The organism is Halomonas faecis, from assembly GCF_010993975.1.
GTDB classification, from domain to species: domain Bacteria; phylum Pseudomonadota; class Gammaproteobacteria; order Pseudomonadales; family Halomonadaceae; genus Halomonas; species Halomonas faecis.
In genome coordinates, this window is sequence record NZ_JAACZO010000010.1 from 26,111 (window position 1) to 47,758 (window position 21,648).

Here is a 21,648-nt window from a genome sequence, read left to right on the forward strand (position 1 = left end):
CGCATTGACCCGGCAACCGTGCCCTGGACATGGATGGCCCAGCCGCGGGACTGCAGCGAGGCCCTGGCGAGCCTGGTCGACGAGGAGGTGCGCCAGCTGCTCTCCGGACTCGAGAGCCACGGACGAGCGCTGCTCGAGAAGCACCGCGAGGCGCTCGATGCGCTTGCCGAAGCCCTCGAATCGCGCGAGACCCTCGAGATCGAGGAGATCCGCGAGGTGCTCGAGGGCCATGTCTCGACGTCTCCCGCCTCGTCCTCGTGAGGTCACGGTGACGTTTCTCGTGTGCACCGCGGCAATGCTTGCCGGGGCTTCTACACTGGAGTGGTGGCCGGTTCGCGCCGGCCCACGCTCGCCGGGGCACAAACGGCTGCCTCCGGGAGACGACGTATCACTCGCGCGAGGGAGGTATCGCCATGAACACGCTGAATGCAAGCCGTCTGGCCGTGGTGGTGGGCGTTCTTCTGCTCGCCATGCCTGCCATGGCAGAGATGGAGCGCCGGGAGGCCAACGCCGACGCCGAGGTCTATTTCATTTCACCGGAAGACGGAGCGACGCTGTCGAGTCCGGTGACGGTACGCATGGGGCTCGAGGGCATGGGGGTGGCGCCCGCGGGCACCCAGGCCGAGGGCACGGGCCATCACCACCTGCTGGTGGACACGACCCTGGACGAGGTCGACCTCGATGCGCCGCTGCCCACGGACGACCATCACCGCCATTTCGGCGGCGGTCAGACGCAGGCCGAGGTAGAGCTGGAGCCCGGGGAGCACCGCCTGCAGCTGCTGTTCATGGACGAACGCCATGTGAGCTTCGATCCCCCGGTGGCCTCCGAGGCGATCACCATCACCGTCGAATAGGGCGCTGCCCCGGCTCATCCGACTTTGCCCCGCGGCAGAAGCCAGGCAAACTAGGCGCTTTGGTAGGGGTGACCAATCGCCAATCGATGAGGCTGGGGCATGGTACAGGGGGGCATCGGACCAGTAGCGCGCTGGCGGTGGGGACTTCGCGTCCTGGCGCTGCTGGTGTGCGGGCTGATGCTGTCCGGGTCGGCGGCGCTGGCCCGCGACGAGGCGCCGATGAGCCTGCGGTTGCTGGAACATGCCGATACCTCACCGCCCGTGGCGGACCCCTCGGCCTTGCCGGGTCGTGCGTTGCCGGCGGGTGAGCGCTACAGTCTGGGCATCGTCGATCAGCCGGTTTGGCTGGCGGTGACGCTGCCGGAGCCGAATGGCTCTCGGCTTCTGCACCTCGACAACCCGCTGTTGCACGACGTCGCTCTCTACCGCCACCAGCCGGATGATACGGTCGCCTGGCAGCCGGTGGCGCGGTATGCCATGCAACCCCTGACCGGCGAGTCGCAGCCGGCCTGGCGGCCGATCTTTTCGGTGCAGACGCCCGACACCTACCTGCTCAAGATCGATTCCACCCAGTCGCTGCGCTTCGGGTTGCACCTGCAGACCCCGGAAGCCTTGGCGCGGGATTGGCGCGCCTTCACGCTGGGGCAGGGGCTCTATCTGGGGCTGGTACTGGGGCTGGCGCTCTACAATAGCGTGCTGCTGCTCAGCCTGCGCGATTCCAGCTATTTCTGGTACCTCGGCTTCGTGCTGGGAATCGCCGGCTACTTCATCGGCCAGAAGGGCCTGCTGCACGAAGTGTGGCCGTCGCTGTCCATCGCCACCAACGAGGCACTGATGTTCACGGCCCTGGCGGTGGGCGCCACCAGTGCCTTGCAGTTCTGCCGTCGCTTCCTGCTGATGCCGCGTGAGGATCCGTTCTTGGGTCGCTGCCTGCGCGCCGTGGGCTGGTTCGCGGCGATCGGCATTGCCCTGGCCTGGACTCACCCCGGGCACCCGACGCTGATCTTTTTCTCGCTGTTCGGCACCGCCGTGATGGGGCTGTTCCTGGTGTCCGCCATCCGCGCACTGTGCCGCCGCTTCCGGCCAGCGCGCTGGCTGCTGCTGGCGTGGGGGGCGCTGGTGCTGGGAGCGGCGGTCTTCATCCTGGCCACCTACGGCTGGTTGCCGCATCACTTCCTGACCTATTACGGTTTCCAGCTCGGCTCGGCCATCGAGGTGACCCTGCTGTCGCTGGCCCTGGCCGACCGCATCAGTCTGCTTCACCGCGAGCGCCAGAATCTGCTCGACGAACAGGCCCGGCTGCACGGCATGAGCTACACCGATGGGCTCACCGGCCTCAGCAATCGTCGCTACCTGGATGAGTATCTGGCGGTCGCGGCCAAGGCGGCGGTGACCGATGGCAAGCCGCTCAGTCTGGTGATGCTCGATCTCGACCGGTTCAAGGCCTTCAACGACCGTTGGGGGCATCTGGAAGGCGACCGCGCCCTGCAGCACCTGGCAAAGGTGATGCGCGATGCGGTGCGCGACGAGGATACGGTGTGCCGCTACGGGGGCGAGGAGTTCGTGCTGGTTCTGCCGGGGCGCGACGCCGCGCAGGCCCTGGATATCGCCGAACGGCTGCGCCTCGAGCTGGCCAGCCGCCCGCTGCGCCTGGAGAACGGCGACGACGTGATCCTGACCGCGACGCTGGGCGTGGCCAGCCACGTGCCTGGGGAGAGCACCGCGTCGCTGCTCGAGCGCGCCGACCAGGCGCTGTATCGCGGCAAGCGGGCAGGTCGCAATCGTGTCGTGCTGAATCGCCCCGGCCATGAGGCCGAATCCGGTATCGTCGAGAACGAACGCATTGCCCGGTCTACGCTGAGATAGGTCCGGCCAGGGTCGCCGGACGCGGCCATCGCCCGATACACTGACGAGCGCATCGCCCTTTTGGGCACCGACAAGGAAACGTCCATGCCACGCCGTCCCCCCACCTCCTATTTGCTGGCTGCCGTGCTGCTGGTTGGGCTGCTGCTGTGGCTCGCCTTCGGCGACCTGCAGCGGTTTCAGAACGCTCCGCCGCCGGCCGACAGCGAGCGTTCGGCGCCCACGCGAGTGGAGTATCGCGACAGCCAGGCCGAGGTCTATACGCCGCGGCTGGTGGCCCAAGGGCAGCTCGAACCGATTCGCGAGCTCGAACTGCGCACCCGTCGGGCAGGGCGCGTGGCCGAGCTGCCGGTGGCGCTGGGAGAGCGAGTGGACGCAGGAGAGGTGCTGCTGCGTCTGGCGCCGGACGCCCTAGAAGCGCAGCTGGCGCGGGCCGAAGACGAGCTCGCCCGGGCCCGCGCCGAACTTGCCGGTGCCCAAGAGTTGCAGCGTCGCGAACTGAGCTCGCGTCTCGAGTTGCTCCGGTTGCAGGCCGGGGTCAGCACCGCGGCGGCGGAGGTGGCCGAGCTGCGCGAGGCGCTCGACCAGACCCGGCCGCAGGCACCCTTTGCCGGCGTTTTCGACCGCCTCGACGTGGAGCGTGGGGAGGTGCTGCAGGTGGGTGAGACCTTCGGACGGCTGGTGGACGACCGCCAGTTGACGGCGAGTGCCTGGGTGGCCCAGCGCGAGGCGCTGGGCCTCGAGCCTGGGCTGGCGGTGGAAGCGCAACTGCTCGACGGCTCGCGACTGAGCGGCGAGCTGACCCATGTATCGCGCCGGGCCGATCCGGCCACGCGCTCCTTCTACCTCGAGGCGACCCTGGACAACGCCGAGCGGCGGCGACTGGCCGGCGGCAGCGTCACCCTGTCGATCAGGCGCGACTCGCGTCGGGTGCATCGCCTGTCCTCGGCACTGCTGGTGCTCGACGATGCCGGACAGCTCGCCGTGAAGCACCTCGACGACGACCGCGTGGTGGTTTCGCCGGTCACCCTGGTGGATGCCGATACCGATACGGCGCGCGTCGCCGGGCTGCCCGAGCGGGTGCGCCTGATCACCCTGGGCGGCGGTTTCGTCGCGGCGGGCGAGCGGGTCGAGACCGTGGCCGCCGAGAGCGGAGAGAGGATGGACTGAGCATGCGCACCCTGATCGAGGCCGCGCTGGACCGTTCGCGCACCACCCTGCTGCTGCTCGTGGCGCTGCTGGCCGCCGGTATTGCCGCCTGGCAGGTGGTGCCCAAGGAAGCCAACCCCGACGTCCCCATCCCCATGATCTATGTCGCGCTGGTGCTCGAGGGCGTGAGTCCCGAGGATGGCGAGCGGCTGCTGGTGCGCCCCATGGAGCAGGAGCTGCGCACCATCGAGGGGCTCAGCAAGATGACCTCCCAGGCCAGCCAGGGCCACGCTTCGGTGATGCTGGAGTTCGACGCCGGTTTCGATGCGCGCCAGGCGCTGGCCGACGTGCGCGAGAAGGTCGACATCGCCAATGCCGAGCTGCCCGACGAGGCCGAGGAGCCACGGGTGGTCGAGGTCAATGTGGGGCTCTTTCCGGTGCTCTCGCTGGGCCTTTCCGGCCCGTTGGAGGAAGCCGAGCGTCTGGCCGTGGCGCGCCGTCTGCAGGACGCCATCGAAAGCATCCCCGAGGTGCTGGAGGTGGAGGTCGGCGGCGAGCGCGAGGAGCTGCTCGAAGTGGTAGTCGACCCGCTGGTGCTGGAGAGCTACGGCGTCGACTTCGCAGAGCTCTTCGACCTGGTGACGCGCAACAACCGCCTGGTGGCGGCGGGCAGCCTGGATACCGGCGCCGGCCGCGCACCGGTCAAGGTGCCGGGGGTGATCGAGTCGCTCACTGACGTGTTCGATATGCCGGTCAAGGTCGACGGCGACCGCGTGGTCACCTTCGGCGATGTGGGCTGGATTCGCCCCACCTTCAAGGATCCCGATGGCTTCGCGCGCATCGATGGCGACCCCGCTCTGGTGCTGGAGATTTCCAAGCGCGCCGGCGCCAACCTGATCGCCACCGTGGCGGGCGTACGCGAGGTGCTCGAAGCGGCTGGCGAGCGGCTGCCCGAGCGGCTCGACGTGACCACCATCATGGATCAGTCCGACATGGTGGAGGAGATGCTCTCCGAGCTGCTCAACAACGTGGTCACCGCTGTGGTGCTGGTGCTGGTGGTGATCCTCGCCGTCATGGGGGTGCGCAACGCGCTGATGGTGGGCCTGACCATACCGGGGGCCTTCCTGACCGGCATCCTGCTGATCTGGGCCATCGGCTATACCCTGAACATCGTGGTGCTCTTCGCGCTGATCCTGGTGGCCGGGCTGCTGGTGGACGGTGCCATCGTGGTCAGCGAACTGGCCGACCGACACCTGCGTGAGGGGCAGCCGCCGCGGGAGGCCTGGATCAACGCCGCCCATCGCATGAGCTGGCCGGTGATCGCCTCCACCGCCACCACGCTGGCGGTATTCGCGCCGCTACTGTTCTGGCCGGGGGTGGTGGGCGAGTTCATGAAGTACCTGCCGGCCACGGTGATTCTCTGCCTGCTGGCCTCGTTGGCCATGGCATTGATATTTCTGCCCACACTGGGCGGTGTGCTCACCCGTCGCGTGGCGGTGCCGGTCGGTTCCCAAGCGCTGATCACCGGCGGCGGGCGTCTGTACCGGTCGCTGCTTGCGCGCCTGCTGGCCCACCCTTGGCTGACGCTGATGCTGTCATTGCTGCTGATGGCGGTGATCTACACCGGCTATGCGCGCTTCAACCACGGCGTGGAGTTCTTTCCCGAGGTCGAGCCGGAAACGGCCCAGGTGCTGGTACGCGCTCGCGGCGACTTCTCGGCGGTCGAGAAGGATGCCGTGGTGCGGCGGGTGGAGTCGCGACTGGCCGGGATGAGCGAAGTCGAGGCGCTATACGCGCGCTCCTACGCCACGCCCAACGAACAGCTCGGCAACGATGTCATCGGCACCGTGCAGTTCCAGCTCATCGACTGGCAGCGGCGCCGTCCGGCAAACCGCATCATGGAGGAGATGGCGGAGCGCACGGCGGATCTACCCGGGGTGGTGCTGGAGTTCCGCGAACAGGAAATGGGCCCCGGCCCGGGCAAGCCGATCCAGCTCGAGGTGAGCGGCGACGACGAGGCCCGGATCCTGGCCGCCGTCGATGCCCTGCGCGCCGAGATGTCGCAACTCGGCGGTTTCCGCGACATCGAGGACAACCGCAGCCTGCCTGGCGTGGAGTGGCGGCTCAACGTCGACCGCGAGGCGGCGGCGCGCATGGGGGCCGACGTGGCGGCGGTGGGCAATGCCGTGCAGCTGGTCACCACCGGGCTGCAGGTGGCGAGCTATCGGCCGGAGCGTGCCCGCGATGAGGTGGACATCCGCGTGCGCCTGCCCGAACGGTGGCGCTCGTTGGACCAGTTGGGCCGGCTGACCCTCAACACCGCACGTGGCCAGGTGCCGATCGGACATTTCGCCGAACTCGAGCCGGCGCCCAAGGTGGGCACCCTGCAGCGCATCGATGGGCGTCGTGCCATCACCCTGGCGGCCGATGTCGCGCCGGGCTACCAGGCCGACGAGCGGCTCGCGGCGCTGCTCGAGGCCGCGGGGGAGCCGCCCGAAGGCGTCACGGTGGGGGTGGCCGGCGAACAGGAAGAGCAGCAGGAGGCCGCTACCTTTCTGATGACGGCCTTCCTCGTTGCCGTGGGGCTGATGGCGCTGATCCTGGTGACCCAGTTCAACAGCCTCTACCAGGCGGCGCTGGTGCTCTCGGCCATCGTCTTCTCCACGGCGGGCGTGCTGCTGGGACTGCTGGTCAACGGCGAGCCCTTCGGCATCGTCATGGTCGGCATGGGCATCATCGCCCTGGCGGGGATCGTGGTGAACAACAACATCGTGCTGATCGATACCTACAACCAGCTGCGCGGCGAGGGCTTCCCGCCCCGCGAGGCGGCGCTGGAAGCCGGCGGGCTGCGCCTGCGCCCGGTGCTGCTCACCGCCGTGACCACGGTGCTGGGGCTCACGCCCATGGTGCTGGGGGTCAACGTCAATCTGCTCGAACCCAGCCTGGGCTTCGGAGCACCGTCCACCCAGTGGTGGACGCAGCTCTCCAGCGCCATTGCCGGCGGGCTGACCTTCGCCACCGGCCTGACGCTGCTGCTCACCCCCTGCTTGCTGGTGCTGCGGATCGGGCGCGCCCGCTGAACCGCCCTTACTCGGCGGACTCCGGCAGCTCGGCGTTGTGGAAGACGCGCTGCACGTCGTCGAGGTCTTCGAGGGAGTCGATCAGCTTCTCGAACAGCGCCACGTCGTCGCCCTCGACCGGGGTCACGGTCTGCGGCACGAACTGGATTTCGTCGACCTCGAACTCGAGCTCGCCGAAGGCATCCAGCAGCGCCTGCTTGGCCTTGGCGTACTCGGTGTGCGGAGCGAAGACGGTGATGCGGCCATCCTCGTTCTCGATGTCGGTGACGTCGACGTCGTTTTCCATCAACGCCTCCAGCGCGGTGTCTTCATCCTCGCCGGGGTAGGCGAGGATGGCGCAGTGGTCGAAGAGGTGACTGACGCTGCCCGGCGTGCCGAGCTTGCTCTTGGCCTTGTTGAAGCAGGCGCGTACGTCGCCGAAGGTACGGTTGGGGTTGTCGGTCAGGCAGTCGACGATGACCATGCAGCTGCCCGGCCCGAAGCCCTCGTAGCGTGCCGGCGAGAAGTCTTCGCCGCCCACGCCGCTGGCCTTGTCCAGCGCCTTGTCGATCACGTGGCTCGGCACCTGATCCTTCTTGGCGCGTTCGATCAGCCCGCGCAGCGCCAGGTTGCCGGCGGGGTCGGTGCCGCCCTGCTTGGCGCAGACGTAGATCTCGCGGCCGTACTTGCTGTACACCTTGGTCTTGGCGGCGGCCGTCTTGGCCATGGATTCCTTGCGGTTCTGGAAGGCCCTGCCCATTGTATTGTCCTGTGGCGTCGATACACGAGGCGGATTCTACGAAACCGGACGGGGAGCGAACAGGACTATTTCGTGCCGTGACCGATACACGTCACGACTACACTGCCGTTAGTCACCCACCTGCCCGGAGGCGCCATGGATCACCATGCCTATCGCGACCAGCTCGCCGGGCGGCTCGCCGAGAGCGAGCTGCCGTTTGCCCATGCCGAGTTCACCGCGCGCCGTGCGAGGGTTCGCCAGGCCATGGGCGAGGCGGGGCTGGAGGCGTTGCTGCTCACCGACCCGGCCGACATCTTCTACCTGACCGGCTATCACACCTTCGAGGTCTCGGTGTACACCGCCCTGGTCGTCACCGCCGACCGGCTGGTGCTGCAGGTGCCCTCCATCGAGACGGGCCCGGCGGTGGTCACCGCCACGGTGGACGAGATCGTCGGCTACCGCTGGGAAGGCATCGAGGAGGTGATCGACCCGCTGGCCGAGGCGCTCGCGCCCTATCGTACCATCGGCGTCGACGTCTTCGGCGCCGGGCTGCGTTTCGGGGTGATCCGCGAGCTGCAGTCGCGTCTCGGTGCCGAGCGCTTTCGCGACGACGGCGGCGAGCTGCTCGATGCCATCCGCATCGTCAAGACGCCGGCCGAGCTCGACTGCCTGCGCGAGAGCGCGCGACTCACCGCGGTGGGGCTCGATGCCGCCGTGGCGGCGATCCGCCCTGGCGTCACCGACAACGAGGTGGCCGCGGAGGGCGCCCGGGCGCTGCTGGCGGCGGGCAGCGAGTTCATGAGCCTGCAGCCCATCGTCACGTCCGGGACGCGCATCGGCACCATCCACGTCAACCACAAGCGCACGTTGATCGGCGGGGACGAGCCGGTATTCCTGGAGTTCGGCTCGGCCTACCAACGCTATACGGCACCCATGATGCGCACTGCCGTGGCCGGTCGGGCGAGTGCCGAGATGCAAGGCGTGCGCGATCTGTGTCGTTCGCTCTACGAGGCGTTGTGCGAGCAGATGCGCCCCGGCAACACCTTCGATGCCGCCGCCCGCGCCGCCGAAGCGGTGCTCGCGCCGCAGGCCGGCGAGCTGTTCTTCTCCGGCGTGTTCGGCTATGCGGTGGGGGCGCAGTTCCCGCCCAGCTGGGTGGAGGGTAGCGGTTTCATCGCCCGCGGGGAGGCGCGCGAGTTCGAAGAGAACATGGTTTTCCATCTGCCGCTGTGTCTGCGCCGGCCGGGCGAATGGGGTATCGGGCTTAGCGATACCGTACGCGTCACGCCAGGTGGCGGCGAAGCGCTGACCGACAACGACTGGCAACTGCACGAGATCGGCGGTTGAAGGCCGTGGGCATCGCCCGCACCCTGTCACCCAGCACCCATCGACGACGAGGAGATTGCATGAAGGTCGTGACCCTGAAGGCCCCCGGCGGCCTCGACAAGCTACAGGTGCAGGAGGTGGAAGCGCCGGGCGAGCCCGGCCCCGCTGAGCTGCGGGTGCGCCTGCACGCCAGTTCGCTCAACTTTCACGACTATGGCGTGGTGGCGGGGATGATCCCCGTGGAGGATGAGCGCATTCCCATGTCCGACGGGGCCGGCGTGGTCGAGGCCGTGGGCGAGGGCGTCGAGGAGTTCGCCGTGGGCGATGCCGTGGTCTCCACCTTCTTTCCGCCCTGGCTGGAGGGGCCGGCACGGCTCGGCAACTTCGCCACCACCCCGGGCGACGGCGTCGACGGTTACGCCCGCGAGCGGATCGTGCGCCCCTCGCACTGGTTCACCCACCAGCCCGCCGGCTATTCGCATGCCGAGTCGGCGACGTTGACCACGGCGGGGCTGACCGCCTGGCGGGCGCTGGTGGTGGACGGCGGCCTCAAGGCCGGCGATACGGTGCTGGTACTGGGCACCGGCGGGGTGTCGATCTTCGCCCTGCAGTTCGCGCGGCTGATGGGCGCGCGGGTGATCGCCACCTCCTCGTCGGACGACAAGCTCGCCCGGCTGCGCAAGATGGGTGCCGAGCACACCATCAACTATCGCGACAACCCTCGGTGGGGCAAGACGGTGAAGTCGCTGACCGGCGGCGAGGGCGTCGACCACGTGGTCGAGGTGGGCGGCCCTGGCACTTTGCCGGAATCCATCGATGCGGTACGCATCGGCGGGCACATTTCGCTGATCGGCGTGCTCACCGGTCGCGAAGGCGAGATTCCCACCGCCAAGCTGATGGCCAAGCAGGCGCGTCTGCAGGGGCTGATCGTCGGCAGCCGTCGCCACCAGCGGGAGATGATTCGCGCCATCGAGGCGGGCGGCATCAAGCCGGTGATCGACTCGACCTTCGGGCTCGAGGAGACTGCCGAGGCCTTTCGTCACCAGGAGTCCGGGCGTCACTTCGGCAAGATCTGCTTGCGCTGGTAATCCCGCCCGCTTCACCCGGCGGCGCACTGGCGGCGGTGCCGGGGCTTTCCGGGGGAGCGTCGGCGTCATCCCGCGGACCTTCCCTGACTCCGGGTGCGCTGGCGGGCCGTTGCCGGCGCATGGATAGTGCGACATCGCCTGCCTCTTTCTGCTATTTTGCTCGCCACCTTTTCCCTCGGCGCCCGTCTCTTGGCAACCCGCCTCAGCTCGCTGGCCCGCCCGGGCAATCGCCTCAATTCGTTACAGGTTCGTTCCGTGTCCGATTCTCCCCACGATGAGGCCTTTGCCTCGTTGCCGCTGGCCCCGGAGCTGTTGGCCAATCTCGATTCGCTCGGCTTCCACGCCATGACGCCGATCCAGACCCAGAGCCTGCCGCCGATGCTGGCGGGCCGAGACGTGCTGGCCCGAGCGAAGACCGGCTCGGGCAAGACCGCGGCCTTCGGGCTGGGAATGCTGTCGCGTCTCGCCGTGACGCGCTTTCGCGTTCAGGGTCTGGTGCTCTGCCCCACGCGAGAGTTGGCCGATCAGGTGGCCGGCGAGATCCGTCGGCTGGCGCGCAGTCTGCCCAACGTCAAGGTGCTGACCCTGTGCGGTGGGGCACCCCTGAGCCCGCAGCGTGCCTCGCTGGCCCATGGTGCGCATGTGGTGGTGGGGACTCCGGGGCGGGTGGAGGAGCATCTGCGCAAGGGCCGGCTCGACCTGTCGTCGCTCGATACCCTGGTGCTCGATGAAGCCGACCGCATGCTCGACATGGGCTTTCAGGCCGCGATGGAGGCTATCGTCGCCGAGACCCCGGCCAGCCGTCGGACCTGGCTGTTCAGCGCGACCTATACCGATGCCATCCGACCCATTGCCGAGCGGATGATGCAGGACCCGGCCGAAGTGGCGGTGGCCGAGACCCATGACGAGACCACCATTCGCCAGCGCGTCTACCGCGTGGCGGACGAAACGCAGCGGTTCATCGCGCTGCGCCTGTTGTTGCTGCACCATCGGCCGTGTTCCAGCGTGGTGTTCTGCAATACCCGGCGCGAGACCCGAGAGGTCACCGCCGCCCTCTGCGAAGCGGGCTTCAGTGCCTTGGCACTGCACGGCGACCTGGAGCAGCGCGACCGCGACCGGACCCTGGTACTGTTCGCCAACCGCAGTGCCTCCATCCTGGTAGCGACCGACGTGGCGGCGCGTGGGCTGGACATCGAGGCGCTGGACGCCGTGTTCAACTACCGAATCGCCCGCGATCTCGAGGTGCACGTGCATCGAGTCGGGCGTACCGGACGTGCCGGCAGCTCGGGCATGGCGTGTACCCTGGTCGCCGAGCCGGAGGCCTATCGGCTCCAGCGGTTGGCCGAATTTCTCGGCGAGCCGCTCGAGGAGGCGCCATTGCCGGCGCACGACGTGCTGGCACTAGCGCCCTTCGAACCGGACATGACGACGCTGCAGCTCGACGGCGGCAAAAAGCAGAAGGTTCGCCCCGGCGACATTCTCGGTGCCCTGACCGGCGATGGCGGCATCGACGGTGCCCGGGTCGGCAAGATCAAGGTGTTGGAGCGCAGTGCCTACGTGGCTGTCGATCGTGAGGTGGCCAAGACGGCGCTCGCCCAGCTCGAAACGGGCAAACTCAAGGGGCGCTCGTTTCGCGCCCGGCGCATCAGCCGCTGATTGGCTGTGCAGGGAAACGGAAAGGGGGAAAGGTGAAGGTACCCAAGCGATTGCAGCCGCTACTCGATGACGGCCTGATCGACCAGGTCGAGGCCCAGTTGATGAGTGGCAAGGAAGCGCAGGTCTATGTGGTGCGTTCGGGCGACGAGCTGCGCTGCGCCAAGGTCTTCAAGGAGGCTAAGCAGCGTAGCTTCAAGCAGGCGGTGCAGTACCAGGAGGGGCGCCGCGAGCGCAACAGCCGCCGCTCACGGGCCATGGCCAAGAAGACCCGCTACGGTCAGAAGGAGCAGGAGCAGGCCTGGCTCAACGCCGAGGTCGATGCCCTTTACCGGCTGGCGGCGGCGGATGTGCGGGTGCCGCAGCCCTACGGATTCATCGACGGTGTGCTGCTGATGGAGATGATCAGCGATGCCGAGGGCCTGACCGCCCCGCGCTTGGACGACGTCACCCTGAGCGTCGAGGAGGCTCGTGAGTACTACGAAAAGATCGTTCGCGACGTGGTGAAGATGCTGTGCGCGGGCCTGATCCATGGCGACCTTTCCGAGTTCAACGTGTTGCTGGCCGCCGACGGACCGGTGATCATCGATCTGCCCCAGGCGGTGGACGCTGCCGGCAACAACAGTGCCGAGATGATGTTCGAGCGCGACGTGGACAACATGCGCCGCTACTTCGGTCGTTTTGCCCCCGAGCTGTTGGCCACCGATTACGGCAAGGAGATCTGGGCGCTATACGAGGCCGGAGAGCTGCATCCGGAAAGCTCGCTGACCGGCTGCTTCGAGCACGACACTAGCACCGTGGACGTGGGCGAGCTGATGACCGTGATCGACGACGTACGCGAGGAGGAGGCCTATCGTCAGGGAGCCCGTGACCGCGGCGATGAGCCCGGCGTAGAAGAGGCTGCCGAGGAGTGGCAGGAGTCACAGCGGGAGCGTTGAGCCCGGCGGCTTGCACGCCGTAGGTGACCTGGGGCGGCAGCACGCTGACGCCGAGGTAGTAGAGCGAATAGTGGATCGGCCACAGCAGCGCCACGATATGGCCGCTGCGGCCATGTCGGGTAAAGATCGGCGCGCTCCAGCCGCTCGATCTCGCGCTTCACTTGCGTGTCGGTGAACCGATAGCCGAGCTGGCGACCGAGCTGTGGCTGTTGACCCACCCCGACCTGCGCCGGGTGGCGCGCATTCGTGCCTTCATGGCCTGCATCGCCCAGGCGCTGGCCGATAGCGATCGACTGGATGACATGTGAGCGTGGCTATACTGAGGGTACGAGCCGTAATGGCTCGACGACTTACCAACATGAGAAGTCGGCTGACCCGGTGCTGCGGTGCTCGCTTGCAGGGCGGGTCGTGCCGCCAAGCCAGCTAGGAGGGTGAGATGACTCAGACCGTCACGGCAGCGTATGGCGAGGCCCAAAAGGCCATCAACGCCTTCGACGAGCTGGTTTCCGAGGGCTTCCCTCGGGAGAAGCTCTATCACGACGAGGAGACCCATCAGATCAAGGTGATCGTGCCGGACAACACGAAGCCGGAAGCCGAGGCCATTCTGCGGCGCCACGAGCCGGATGACGTCTGGTCGCGACCCTACGAGTCGTAGGCATCCCCGCTCGCTTCCGGCAGCGCCGACTGCCGGGGCGGGCGAACCATCCCGTGGCATGCGCGACGGTTCCGTCCGATGATGCCTGGGTCCGGCATTCGAGAGCCGCGCCGATCAAGGGGCTTCTTGGCTCGTTGCCGGCTCGAGCAAGCGGGCGCCGCAGCCCTGGTCGCCCAGTTCGTCGCCGGGGTTGCGCAGTGGACACTCCGCGAGCGACAGGCAGCCGCAGCCGATGCAGTGGTCGAGCTGGTCGCGCAGCTGGGTGAGGCAACGGATGCGCTCGTCCAGGGTCTCCCGCCAGCCTGCCGACAGGCGTCGCCAGTCGTCGGCATTGGGGGCGCGATGCTCGGGGAGGGTGGCGAAGGCCTCATGGATTTCGCCTAGCGAGATGCCGGTACGTTGGGCGACCTTGATGATCGCCAGGCGGCGTAACACCTCGCGGGAGAAGCGGCGCTGATTGCCGGCGTTGCGACGGCTCGCGATCAACCCCTTGGTTTCGTAGAAGTGGATGGCCGAAACCGCCAGGCCGCTGCGCTGGGCGACCTCGCCGACACTGAGTTCACGCTGTAGTGAAACGGACATCTCGCTCTCCTTGACCTCGACTTAACTTGAGGTTTTAACCTGCCAACGGATATCGGGCAAGTGGTGCCCGCAACCCTGAACGCAATCGGACTGCAGCCATGTTTCGTTACTTCGAAAATCTGGTGGACCCCTATCCGGCGGACCAACGCGGAACGCCGCCCAAGGGGCTGTTCGCCTTCATCCTGCACTTCTCGCGGCCGGTGTTGCCGCTGTTGATCGTCATGTCGGTGTTGACCGGCCTGGTTTCTGCCGTCGAGGTGGTCTTCTTCGGCTACATGGGCGAGCTGGTGGACTGGCTGGGCGCCGCGGACCGCGAAGGCTTCTTCGCCGAGTACGGCTGGCGCCTAGTCGGCATGGCCGCACTGGTGGTGATCGGCCTGCCGCTGGTGACCCTGCTGCAGTCGCTGGTGACTCACCAGAGCATCTTCGGCAACTATCCGATGATCGGTCGCTGGTTGTCGCACCGCCACATGCTGGGCCAGAGCTTGGCCTTCTATCAGGACGAGTTCGCGGGAAGGGTCTCCCAGAAGGTGATGCAGACGGCGCTGGCGATCCGCGAGACGGTGATGAAGCTGATGGACCTGCTGGTCTACGTGTTCGTCTACTTCGCCGGGGCCATGCTGCTGATGGGCCAGGCCGAGCCCTGGCTGATGCTGCCGCTGGTGGTATGGCTGGCTGGCTACGTGGCGATCATGTGGTATTTCGTACCGCGCCTGCGAGCGGTGTCGATGGCTCAGGCCGATGCCCGGGCGGTGATGACCGGGCGCATCGTCGACAGCTACAGCAACATCCAGACCATCAAGCTGTTCGCCGACACCCGTCGCGAACAGGCCTACGCCCGCGATGCCATGGAGGGCTTCATGACCACCGTGCATCGCCAGATGCGCCTGGCCACCGGCCTCACCGTGAGCCTGACCCTGCTCAATTCGCTGCTGCTGGCGGGGGTGGCGGCCATGGCCATCGGCGCCTGGTACCTGGAGGCGGTATCGCTGGGCGTCATCGCCGTGGCCATCGCCCTGGTGATGCGCATTCGCTTCATGTCCAACTGGATTCTCTGGGAAGTGGCCGGGCTGTTCGAGAACATCGGCACGGTGCAGGACGGCATCAACACCATCGCCCGGGAGCCGGCGGTCAAGGATGCCCCCGATGCCACGGCACTGACGGTACCGCACGGCGAGATCCGCTTCGAGGCGCTGCGCTTCGGCTACGAGCGCCCCGACGGCGAGGCGAACCGCGTCTTCGACGGCCTGGATCTGACCATCGCACCTGGCGAGAAGGTGGGGCTGATCGGCCGCTCCGGGGCCGGCAAGTCGACGCTCGCCAACCTCTTGCTGCGTTTCTACGACCTGGAAGGCGGGCGCATCCTGATCGACGGTCAGGACGTCGCCGACGTGACCCAGGAGTCGCTGCGCCGCCATATCGGCATGGTCACCCAGGACACCTCGCTGCTACACCGCTCGGTGCGCGACAACATCCGTTATGGCAGTCCCGAGGCCAGCGAGGAGCAGATCCGGGAAGCGGTGCGCCGGGCTCATGCCGATGCATTCATCGACGATCTGGTGGACCTCCAGGGCCGCCGCGGCCTGGACGCCCACGTGGGCGAGCGCGGGGTGAAACTTTCCGGCGGCCAGCGCCAGCGCATCGCCATCGCCCGGGTGCTGCTCAAGAACGCCCCCATCCTGGTGCTCGACGAGGCTACCTCGGCGCTCGACTCCGAAGTGGAGGCGGCGATACAGGAACAGCTCTACGCGCTGATGGAGGGCAAGACGGTGATCGCCATCGCCCACCGGCTCTCCACCATCGCCATGCTCGACCGCTTGGTGGTGATCGACGAGGGGCGCATCGTCGAAAGCGGCTCCCACCATGAACTGCTGGCTCGCGACGGCCTCTATGCCGCCCTGTGGCGCCGCCAGTCCGGCGGTTTCATCGGCGTGGATGTCGATGGCGAGACGGTCGCGAGCGAGGCGGCCACCTAGGGCTGTCAGGCGGGGGCGTCCAGGGGTTCGTGGGTGGCCACCCGTGGCTGGGTCGGGGGCCAGGCGTCGGGCGACGACAGGCTTTCGAGACGCACGCGTTCCACCACGAAGTCGACGAAGGTGCGCACCTTGGGCGGCACCAGGGTGCCGACGGGGAAAACCGCGTGCAGTTCCACTTCCGGCCCCTCCCAACCCTCGAGGACGCGGCGCAATCGCTGCTCCTCGGGCCCCAGGCAGGCGACGATCTCGCTGGCCAGCATCAGCCCCGAGCCATCGATCAGCAGTCCGCGTAGCACGAAGGGGTCGTTGGCGATGGCGATCGGGTCGATCTCGACCTCCTGGCGCTGGGCACCGTTGCGCAGCATCCAGACGTGATGCTGGCCGCGTCGATCGGTGTGTTTGGCCAGGGTCGGGAGATGAGCCAGGTCGGCCGGCTCGCGAGGCTCGCCATGACGCGCGATGTAGCCCTCGCTGGCATAGACGAAGGAGCGGTAGCGAGCCAGGGGGCGTGCCACCAGCGTGGAGTCGGGCAGGGGGCCGACTCTCAGCGCCACGTCGATTTGCTGTGCGACCAGGTCGAGGCGCTCGTTGGAGAGCACCAGATCGATTTTTACCTCTGGGTAGCGTTCGCGAAAGTCCCGCACTAGTGCCGTGGTGAATTCGGTGCACATGGTGAAAGGGGCGGTGATCCGCAGCCAGCCACGCGGGGTGTCCTCGAGCCGCTGGACGGCGCTCTCCGCCTCGCGAATGTCGTGAGCGATGCGGTTGCAGTAATCGAAGTAGACGGAACCGGCCTCGGTCAGGCTGAGGCGACGCGTCGTACGATGCAGCAGCCGAGAACCCAGTCGCCGTTCGAGTGCCTGCACCTTGCGACTGACGGTGGTCTTGGAGAGACGCAGCTGCTTGGCTGCGGCGATGAAACTGCCCTGCTCCACGACTTTGGCGAAGATCAGAGCGTCATTGAGATCCTGCAGCATGTTTGTGTCCTGCAGCGTCAGGGGAGTGTCGAGTCCAGACGAGAACGGCTGCATGAAGACTGTCCCGCCATTGGGACAGTATTTCCCTGTCGAGCGGACTAATCAAATGCGCGCCCACTGACTAAGGTGCCATTCGGAAACGTTTGCCGATGTCGAATCACGACGCCACCGAACGACATGAATGATGTCGGGCAAGGGCCGATTCCGGTCGAAAGCCAAGTCAATCGAGAACGATGTCTGCCGGGTGCCGTACCGATACGGCAAACGGCGATGGGGTCTTTTGGGAGAGGGAAACGATGAACGTCCACAAGATGTTCGTGAAAACAGGGAGTCGACGCGGCTTCATGGTCACCGCCATGGTCGCCGGGCTCCTGGTCGTGACGGGTTGTGACAGCCTGGCGGATGATGAACGGGAGGAGGGCGCTCAGCAAAGTCCGCCGCCCGAGGTCAGCGTGGCCCAGGTGCTGGTCGAGAACGTCGAGCTGTGGGATGCCTTCACCGGCCGCATCGAGGCGGTGGAAACGGTGGACCTACGCCCGCGCGTCTCGGGTTACATCGAGAGCATCCACTACACCGAAGGCCAGGAGGTCGAGAAGGGCGATGTGCTGTTCACCATCGATCCGCGCCCTTATCGTGCCGAGCTCGAGCGCGCCGAGGCCGAGCTTCAGCGGACCCGTGCGGGCGCCGAGCTGGCGCGCAGCGAAGCCGCCAGGGCCGAGGCACTGGCCCAGAGCCACTCGATCTCCCGCGAGGAACTGGGCCAGCGTCGGGCGGCGGCAGCCACGACCGAAGCCGATATCCTCGCCGCCCAGGCCAGGGCCGAGACGGCTCGACTCGACATGGCGTTCACCGAGGTGCGCGCGCCGATTGCGGGGCGTACTGGGCGCGCCCTGGTGACGCCGGGCAACCTGGTGTCCGACGCCATCCCGCTGACCCGAATCGTTGCCCTGGATCGGGTTCATGTGCACTTCCACAGCGATGAGCAGGCCTACCTGCACTACGACGCCATGGCACGCAGCGGTGAACGCTCCAGTTTCCGCCAGGGCGGCATGCCGGTGCGCGTGGGGCTGGCGACGGATTCCGGCTTCCCCTACCGCGGTGAGGTCGACTTCGTCGACAACCATCTGGATGCCGAGGCCGGCACCATCCTGACTCGCGCCGTGCTCGACAACAGCGAAGGGCGCTTCGCCCCCGGCATGTACGCCCGCGTGCAGCTGCTGGCCGGGCATGCCGAGGGCTCCCTGCTGATCGACGACAAGGCGGTGCTCACCGATCAGGACCGCAAGTACGTCTACGTGGTCGACGATGAGGGTCGCGCCATGCGTCGCGACGTGCAACTGGGGCGTATGGCCGACGGGCTGCGTATCGTCACCGCCGGCCTCGACCCCGGTGCTCGGGTGGTCGTGAAAGGCGCTCAACGGATCTTCTTTACGGGCATGCCGGTGGCGGCGGAGAGCGTCGACATGCGCGGTCAGGCCGAGGGCGACAACGAGCTGGCCGTGATGCACTGAGCGTGCCGAGGCGCCACCGCTTAGAGATGACATAACCAACGATAACCCCCTGAACGACATCGTCGGCGCGGACCGGACCGTCCGCGCCTAAAGGGAGTCTTGTCATGGACTTTGCCAAGTTCTTCGTCGACCGGCCGATCTTTGCCGCGGTGCTGTCGATCCTGATCTTCATTGCCGGTGCGATCACCATCCCGCTACTGCCGGTCAGCGAATACCCCGACGTGGTGCCGCCCACCGTGCAAGTGCGGGCGGTCTATCCCGGCGCCAACCCCAAGGAGATCGCCGAGACGGTGGCCACGCCACTGGAGGAGGCGATCACCGGGGTCGAGGACCTGATGTACATGAAGTCGGTGGCCGGCTCCGACGGCGTGCTGGCGATGACGCTGACCTTCCGCCCCGGCGCCGATCCGGACGAGGCCCAGGTCCAGGTGCAGAATCGTGTCGCACAAGCGCTGGCCCGGCTGCCCGAGGCGGTGCGCCGCCAGGGAGTGACCACCGACAAGCAGTCCCCGGATCTGACCATGGTGCCGCAGCTGATTTCGCCCGACGGTCGCTACGACAGCACCTACCTGCGCAACTATGCGGCGCTGCACGTGCGCGACGAACTGGCGCGCCTGCCCGGGGTGGGCCAGGCGATGTTGTTCGGCGCTGGCGACTACGCCATGCGGGTGTGGATCGACCCCGACCGGGCCGCCGCGCGCGGGCTCACCGCGGGTGACATCATTGCCGCCATACGCGAGCAGAACGTGCAGGTCTCGGCCGGCCAGCTCGGTGCGCCGCCGACGCCCACGACGTCGGACTTCCTCATCTCGATCAACGCCCAGGGGCGTCTGACCACCGAGGAGGAGTTCGGCGACATCGTGGTCAAGGCGGGAAGCGACGGGCAGATCACCTACCTCTCGGACGTGGCGCGCATCGAACTCGGCGCCGCCGAGTACTCGCTGCGCTCGCTGCTCGACAACCAGCAGGCGGTGGCCATCGGCATCTTCCAGGCGCCCGGCTCCAACGCCATCGCGCTCTCCGATGCGGTGCGCGAGAAAATGGAGGAGCTTTCCCAGCGCTTTCCCGAGGGCGTGGAGCACACCATCGTCTACGACCCCACGGTATTCGTGCGCGACTCGATCGAGTCGGTGATCAAGACGCTACTCGAGGCGGTGCTGCTGGTGGTGCTGGTGGTCACGCTGTTCCTGCAGACCTGGCGCGCCTCGGTGATCCCGCTGCTGGCAGTGCCGGTGTCGATCGTCGGTACCTTCGCCGTGCTCTACCTGTTGGGCTTCTCGATCAATACCCTGACCCTGTTCGGGCTGGTGCTGGCCATCGGCATCGTGGTCGACGATGCCATCGTGGTGGTGGAGAACGTCGAGCGTAACATCGAGGAAGGGCTCGCACCGCTGGCGGCAGCCCACCAGGCCATGCGCGAAGTGAGCGGACCGATCGTCGCCATCTCGGTGGTGCTGTGCGCGGTGTTCGTGCCGATGGCCTTCCTCGAGGGCGTCACCGGCCAGTTCTACCGCCAGTTCGCGGTGACCATCGCCATTTCCACGGTGATCTCGGCGATCAACTCGCTGACGCTGTCGCCGGCGCTGGCGGCGATGCTGCTCAAACCCCACGATGCGCCGAAGGATCGCCTGTCGCGCCTGATCGACTTCCTGTTCGGCTGGCTGTTTCGGCCCTTCAACCGCTTCTTCGCCGCCAGCTCGCGGGGGTATCAGGGCGGCGTGACTCGCAGCTTGCGCCGGCGCGGCGCCGTGTTCGCCGTCTACGCGCTGCTGCTCGCCGGTACCGGGGTGATGTTCCAGCTGGTGCCGGGCGGCTTCATTCCCACCCAGGACAAGATGTACCTGATCGGCGGTGCCAAGTTGCCCGAGGGCGCTTCGCTCGACCGCACCGAGGCGGTGATCCGGCGCATGACCGACCTGGCGTTGGAAACCGAAGGCGTGAGTTCGGCGGTGGCCTTCCCCGGGCTCAACCCGCTGCAGTTCACCAATACGCCCAACACCGGGACGGTGTTCTTCGGCCTCGATCCGTTCGAGGTACGTGCGCGCAGCGCCGACGAGGTCGTCGGCGAGCTCAACGGCAAGTTCGGTGCCATGCAGGAGGCGTTCAGCTTCGCCTTCACCCCGCCGGCGATCCTCGGCATCGGCTCGGGATCGGGCTTCTCGCTGTTCATCCAGGACCGCGCTGGATTGGGCTACGGCGAGCTGCAGCAGGCCGTCGACGGCTTCAGCGGTGCGCTGATGCAGGCGCCGGGCATGGGCTACCCGATCACCTCCTACCAGTCCAACGTGCCCCAGCTCGACCTCCACGTCGACCGGGTCAAGGCCAAGACCCAGGGCGTGGCGCTGACCGACCTGTTCGAGACCCTGCAGGTCTATCTCGGCTCGGTCTACGTCAACGACTTCAACCGCTTCGGGCGTACCTGGCAGGTGATGGCCCAGGCCGACGGCGACTACCGCATGGACGCGGAGAACATCGACCGCCTGCGCACCCGTAACGTCTATGGGGAGATGGTGCCGATCGGCAGCATGATCCGCGTCGACCGCACCTTCGGGCCCGATCCGGTGATCCGCTACAACGGCTACCCGGCGGCCGACCTGATGGGCGAAGCCGATCCGCGGGTGCTGTCGTCGAGCCAGGCCATCGAAGTGGTCGAGCGGCTCGCCCCGGCGGTGCTGCCGGCCGGCATGAGCTTCGAGTGGACCGACCTGAGCTACCAGCAGGTCAACCAGGGCGGGGCGGCGCTGGTGGTGTTCCCGCTCGCCATCCTGCTGGTGTTCCTGGCGCTCGCCGCGCTCTACGAGAGCTGGACGCTGCCGCTGGCGGTGATCCTGATCGTGCCGATGTGCATGCTCTCGGCGCTGATCGGGGTGAAGCTCACTGGCGGCGACAACAACATCTTCGTCCAAGTGGGCCTGGTGGTGCTGATCGGCCTGGCGTGCAAGAACGCCATCCTGATCGTCGAGTTCGCCCGCGAACTGGAAATGCAGGGACGCGGCATCGTCGAGGCGGCGCTGGAGGCGTGCCGCCTGCGCCTGCGCCCGATCGTCATGACCTCGATCACCTTCACCGCGGCGGTGGTGCCGCTGATGCTGGCCGGCGGTGCCGGCGCCGAGGTTCGCCAGGCGCTGGGCACAGCAGTGTTCGCCGGCATGCTCGGCGTGACCCTGTTCGGCCTGTTCCTGACGCCGGTGTTCTACGTGGCGTTGCGCAAGTTGGTGAGCCGTGGCGACCCGCGAAGAGATGCACGGGTGGCGGAGAACCTGCCGACCTGACCGGAG

17 protein-coding genes are annotated in these 21,648 nt (G+C 67.3%); 14 read left to right on the forward strand and 3 right to left on the reverse strand.

All coding sequences use genetic code 11. The features are described from left to right. Window positions 1–33 precede the first annotated feature (33 nt). From GFD32_RS05360 to GFD32_RS05380, 5 genes are all read left to right on the forward strand, one after another. Window positions 34–261 (forward strand): hypothetical protein, encoded by a 228-nt coding sequence (locus GFD32_RS05360; protein WP_163575535.1) that lies wholly within the window; start codon window positions 34–36, stop codon window positions 259–261. 152 nt (window positions 262–413) lie between these two features. Continuing rightward, window positions 414–854, forward strand: coding sequence for a DUF4399 domain-containing protein (locus GFD32_RS05365; protein ID WP_163575536.1), 441 nt, complete (start codon window positions 414–416; stop codon window positions 852–854). A 99-nt stretch (window positions 855–953) separates the two neighbouring features. Beyond that, window positions 954–2,720, forward strand: a complete 1,767-nt coding sequence (locus GFD32_RS05370) for a sensor domain-containing diguanylate cyclase (RefSeq protein ID WP_163575537.1) — start codon at window positions 954–956, stop codon at window positions 2,718–2,720. An 84-nt stretch (window positions 2,721–2,804) separates the two neighbouring features. Further along, entirely contained in the window at window positions 2,805–3,887 is a 1,083-nt protein-coding gene (locus GFD32_RS05375; protein WP_163575538.1) for an efflux RND transporter periplasmic adaptor subunit, read from the forward strand. A gap of 2 nt (window positions 3,888–3,889) precedes the next feature. Then, entirely contained in the window at window positions 3,890–6,946 is a 3,057-nt protein-coding gene (locus GFD32_RS05380) for an efflux RND transporter permease subunit (RefSeq protein WP_163575539.1), read from the forward strand. 7 nt (window positions 6,947–6,953) lie between these two features. Here the strand turns inward: GFD32_RS05380 and GFD32_RS05385 are convergent, their stop codons facing one another. Further along, window positions 6,954–7,685, reverse strand: a complete 732-nt coding sequence (locus tag GFD32_RS05385) for a YebC/PmpR family DNA-binding transcriptional regulator (RefSeq protein WP_163575540.1) — start codon at window positions 7,683–7,685, stop codon at window positions 6,954–6,956. A gap of 135 nt (window positions 7,686–7,820) precedes the next feature. On the opposite strand from GFD32_RS05385, the gene GFD32_RS05390 reads away from it, so the two are divergent. From GFD32_RS05390 to GFD32_RS05415, 6 genes are all read left to right on the forward strand, one after another. Then, window positions 7,821–9,011, forward strand: coding sequence for a M24 family metallopeptidase (locus GFD32_RS05390; protein ID WP_163575541.1), 1,191 nt, complete (start codon window positions 7,821–7,823; stop codon window positions 9,009–9,011). Window positions 9,012–9,070: 59 nt separating this feature from the next. Continuing rightward, a complete protein-coding gene (locus GFD32_RS05395; RefSeq protein ID WP_163575542.1) occupies window positions 9,071–10,078 on the forward strand; it encodes a zinc-dependent alcohol dehydrogenase family protein in 1,008 nt (335 codons plus the stop codon). 255 nt (window positions 10,079–10,333) lie between these two features. After that, a complete protein-coding gene (gene dbpA, locus GFD32_RS05400) occupies window positions 10,334–11,734 on the forward strand; it encodes an ATP-dependent RNA helicase DbpA (protein ID WP_163575543.1) in 1,401 nt (466 codons plus the stop codon). Between the two features lie 32 nt (window positions 11,735–11,766). Beyond that, on the forward strand, window positions 11,767–12,669 hold the full coding sequence (locus tag GFD32_RS05405; protein WP_163575544.1) for a PA4780 family RIO1-like protein kinase: 903 nt from the start codon (window positions 11,767–11,769) through the stop codon (window positions 12,667–12,669). A gap of 161 nt (window positions 12,670–12,830) precedes the next feature. Next, window positions 12,831–12,977: a hypothetical protein gene (locus GFD32_RS05410; RefSeq protein WP_163575545.1), complete on the forward strand. Its 147-nt coding sequence runs from the start codon at window positions 12,831–12,833 to the stop codon at window positions 12,975–12,977. A 128-nt stretch (window positions 12,978–13,105) separates the two neighbouring features. Further along, on the forward strand, window positions 13,106–13,324 hold the full coding sequence (locus GFD32_RS05415; RefSeq protein WP_163575546.1) for a hypothetical protein: 219 nt from the start codon (window positions 13,106–13,108) through the stop codon (window positions 13,322–13,324). A 114-nt stretch (window positions 13,325–13,438) separates the two neighbouring features. Here the strand turns inward: GFD32_RS05415 and soxR are convergent, their stop codons facing one another. Further along, window positions 13,439–13,906 carry a redox-sensitive transcriptional activator SoxR gene (gene soxR / locus GFD32_RS05420; RefSeq protein WP_163575547.1) on the reverse strand — a complete coding sequence of 156 codons (468 nt, stop codon included), beginning with the start codon at window positions 13,904–13,906 and terminating at the stop codon, window positions 13,439–13,441. Window positions 13,907–14,004: 98 nt separating this feature from the next. On the opposite strand from soxR, the gene GFD32_RS05425 reads away from it, so the two are divergent. Then, complete coding sequence (locus tag GFD32_RS05425; protein ID WP_163575548.1) at window positions 14,005–15,882, forward strand: ABC transporter ATP-binding protein; 1,878 nt, start codon at window positions 14,005–14,007, stop codon at window positions 15,880–15,882. Window positions 15,883–15,887: 5 nt separating this feature from the next. Here the strand turns inward: GFD32_RS05425 and GFD32_RS05430 are convergent, their stop codons facing one another. Further along, on the reverse strand, window positions 15,888–16,859 hold the full coding sequence (locus GFD32_RS05430) for a LysR family transcriptional regulator (RefSeq protein ID WP_163575549.1): 972 nt from the start codon (window positions 16,857–16,859) through the stop codon (window positions 15,888–15,890). A 311-nt stretch (window positions 16,860–17,170) separates the two neighbouring features. Between GFD32_RS05430 and GFD32_RS05435 the strand changes: the two genes are divergently transcribed. Continuing rightward, on the forward strand, window positions 17,171–18,370 hold the full coding sequence (locus GFD32_RS05435; protein ID WP_407081069.1) for an efflux RND transporter periplasmic adaptor subunit: 1,200 nt from the start codon (window positions 17,171–17,173) through the stop codon (window positions 18,368–18,370). A gap of 104 nt (window positions 18,371–18,474) precedes the next feature. Then, window positions 18,475–21,642 (forward strand): efflux RND transporter permease subunit, encoded by a 3,168-nt coding sequence (locus tag GFD32_RS05440; RefSeq protein WP_163575551.1) that lies wholly within the window; start codon window positions 18,475–18,477, stop codon window positions 21,640–21,642. Window positions 21,643–21,648: the final 6 nt, after the last annotated feature.

Excerpts from the sequence above, each read along its gene's own strand:
- GFD32_RS05360 (WP_163575535.1), top strand. The coding sequence starts at position 34 with ATGGCCCAGCCGCGGGACTGCAGCGAGGCCCTGGCGAGCCTGGTCGAC.
- GFD32_RS05365 (WP_163575536.1), top strand. The coding sequence starts at position 414 with ATGAACACGCTGAATGCAAGCCGTCTGGCCGTGGTGGTGGGCGTTCTT.
- GFD32_RS05370 (WP_163575537.1), top strand. The coding sequence starts at position 954 with ATGGTACAGGGGGGCATCGGACCAGTAGCGCGCTGGCGGTGGGGACTT.
- GFD32_RS05375 (WP_163575538.1), top strand. The coding sequence starts at position 2,805 with ATGCCACGCCGTCCCCCCACCTCCTATTTGCTGGCTGCCGTGCTGCTG.
- GFD32_RS05380 (WP_163575539.1), top strand. The coding sequence starts at position 3,890 with ATGCGCACCCTGATCGAGGCCGCGCTGGACCGTTCGCGCACCACCCTG.
- GFD32_RS05385 (WP_163575540.1), bottom strand. The coding sequence starts at position 7,685 with ATGGGCAGGGCCTTCCAGAACCGCAAGGAATCCATGGCCAAGACGGCC.
- GFD32_RS05390 (WP_163575541.1), top strand. The coding sequence starts at position 7,821 with ATGGATCACCATGCCTATCGCGACCAGCTCGCCGGGCGGCTCGCCGAG.
- GFD32_RS05395 (WP_163575542.1), top strand. The coding sequence starts at position 9,071 with ATGAAGGTCGTGACCCTGAAGGCCCCCGGCGGCCTCGACAAGCTACAG.
- GFD32_RS05415 (WP_163575546.1), top strand. The coding sequence starts at position 13,106 with ATGACTCAGACCGTCACGGCAGCGTATGGCGAGGCCCAAAAGGCCATC.
- soxR (WP_163575547.1), bottom strand. The coding sequence starts at position 13,906 with ATGTCCGTTTCACTACAGCGTGAACTCAGTGTCGGCGAGGTCGCCCAG.
- GFD32_RS05425 (WP_163575548.1), top strand. The coding sequence starts at position 14,005 with ATGTTTCGTTACTTCGAAAATCTGGTGGACCCCTATCCGGCGGACCAA.
- GFD32_RS05430 (WP_163575549.1), bottom strand. The coding sequence starts at position 16,859 with ATGCTGCAGGATCTCAATGACGCTCTGATCTTCGCCAAAGTCGTGGAG.
- GFD32_RS05435 (WP_407081069.1), top strand. The coding sequence starts at position 17,171 with ATGTTCGTGAAAACAGGGAGTCGACGCGGCTTCATGGTCACCGCCATG.
- GFD32_RS05440 (WP_163575551.1), top strand. The coding sequence starts at position 18,475 with ATGGACTTTGCCAAGTTCTTCGTCGACCGGCCGATCTTTGCCGCGGTG.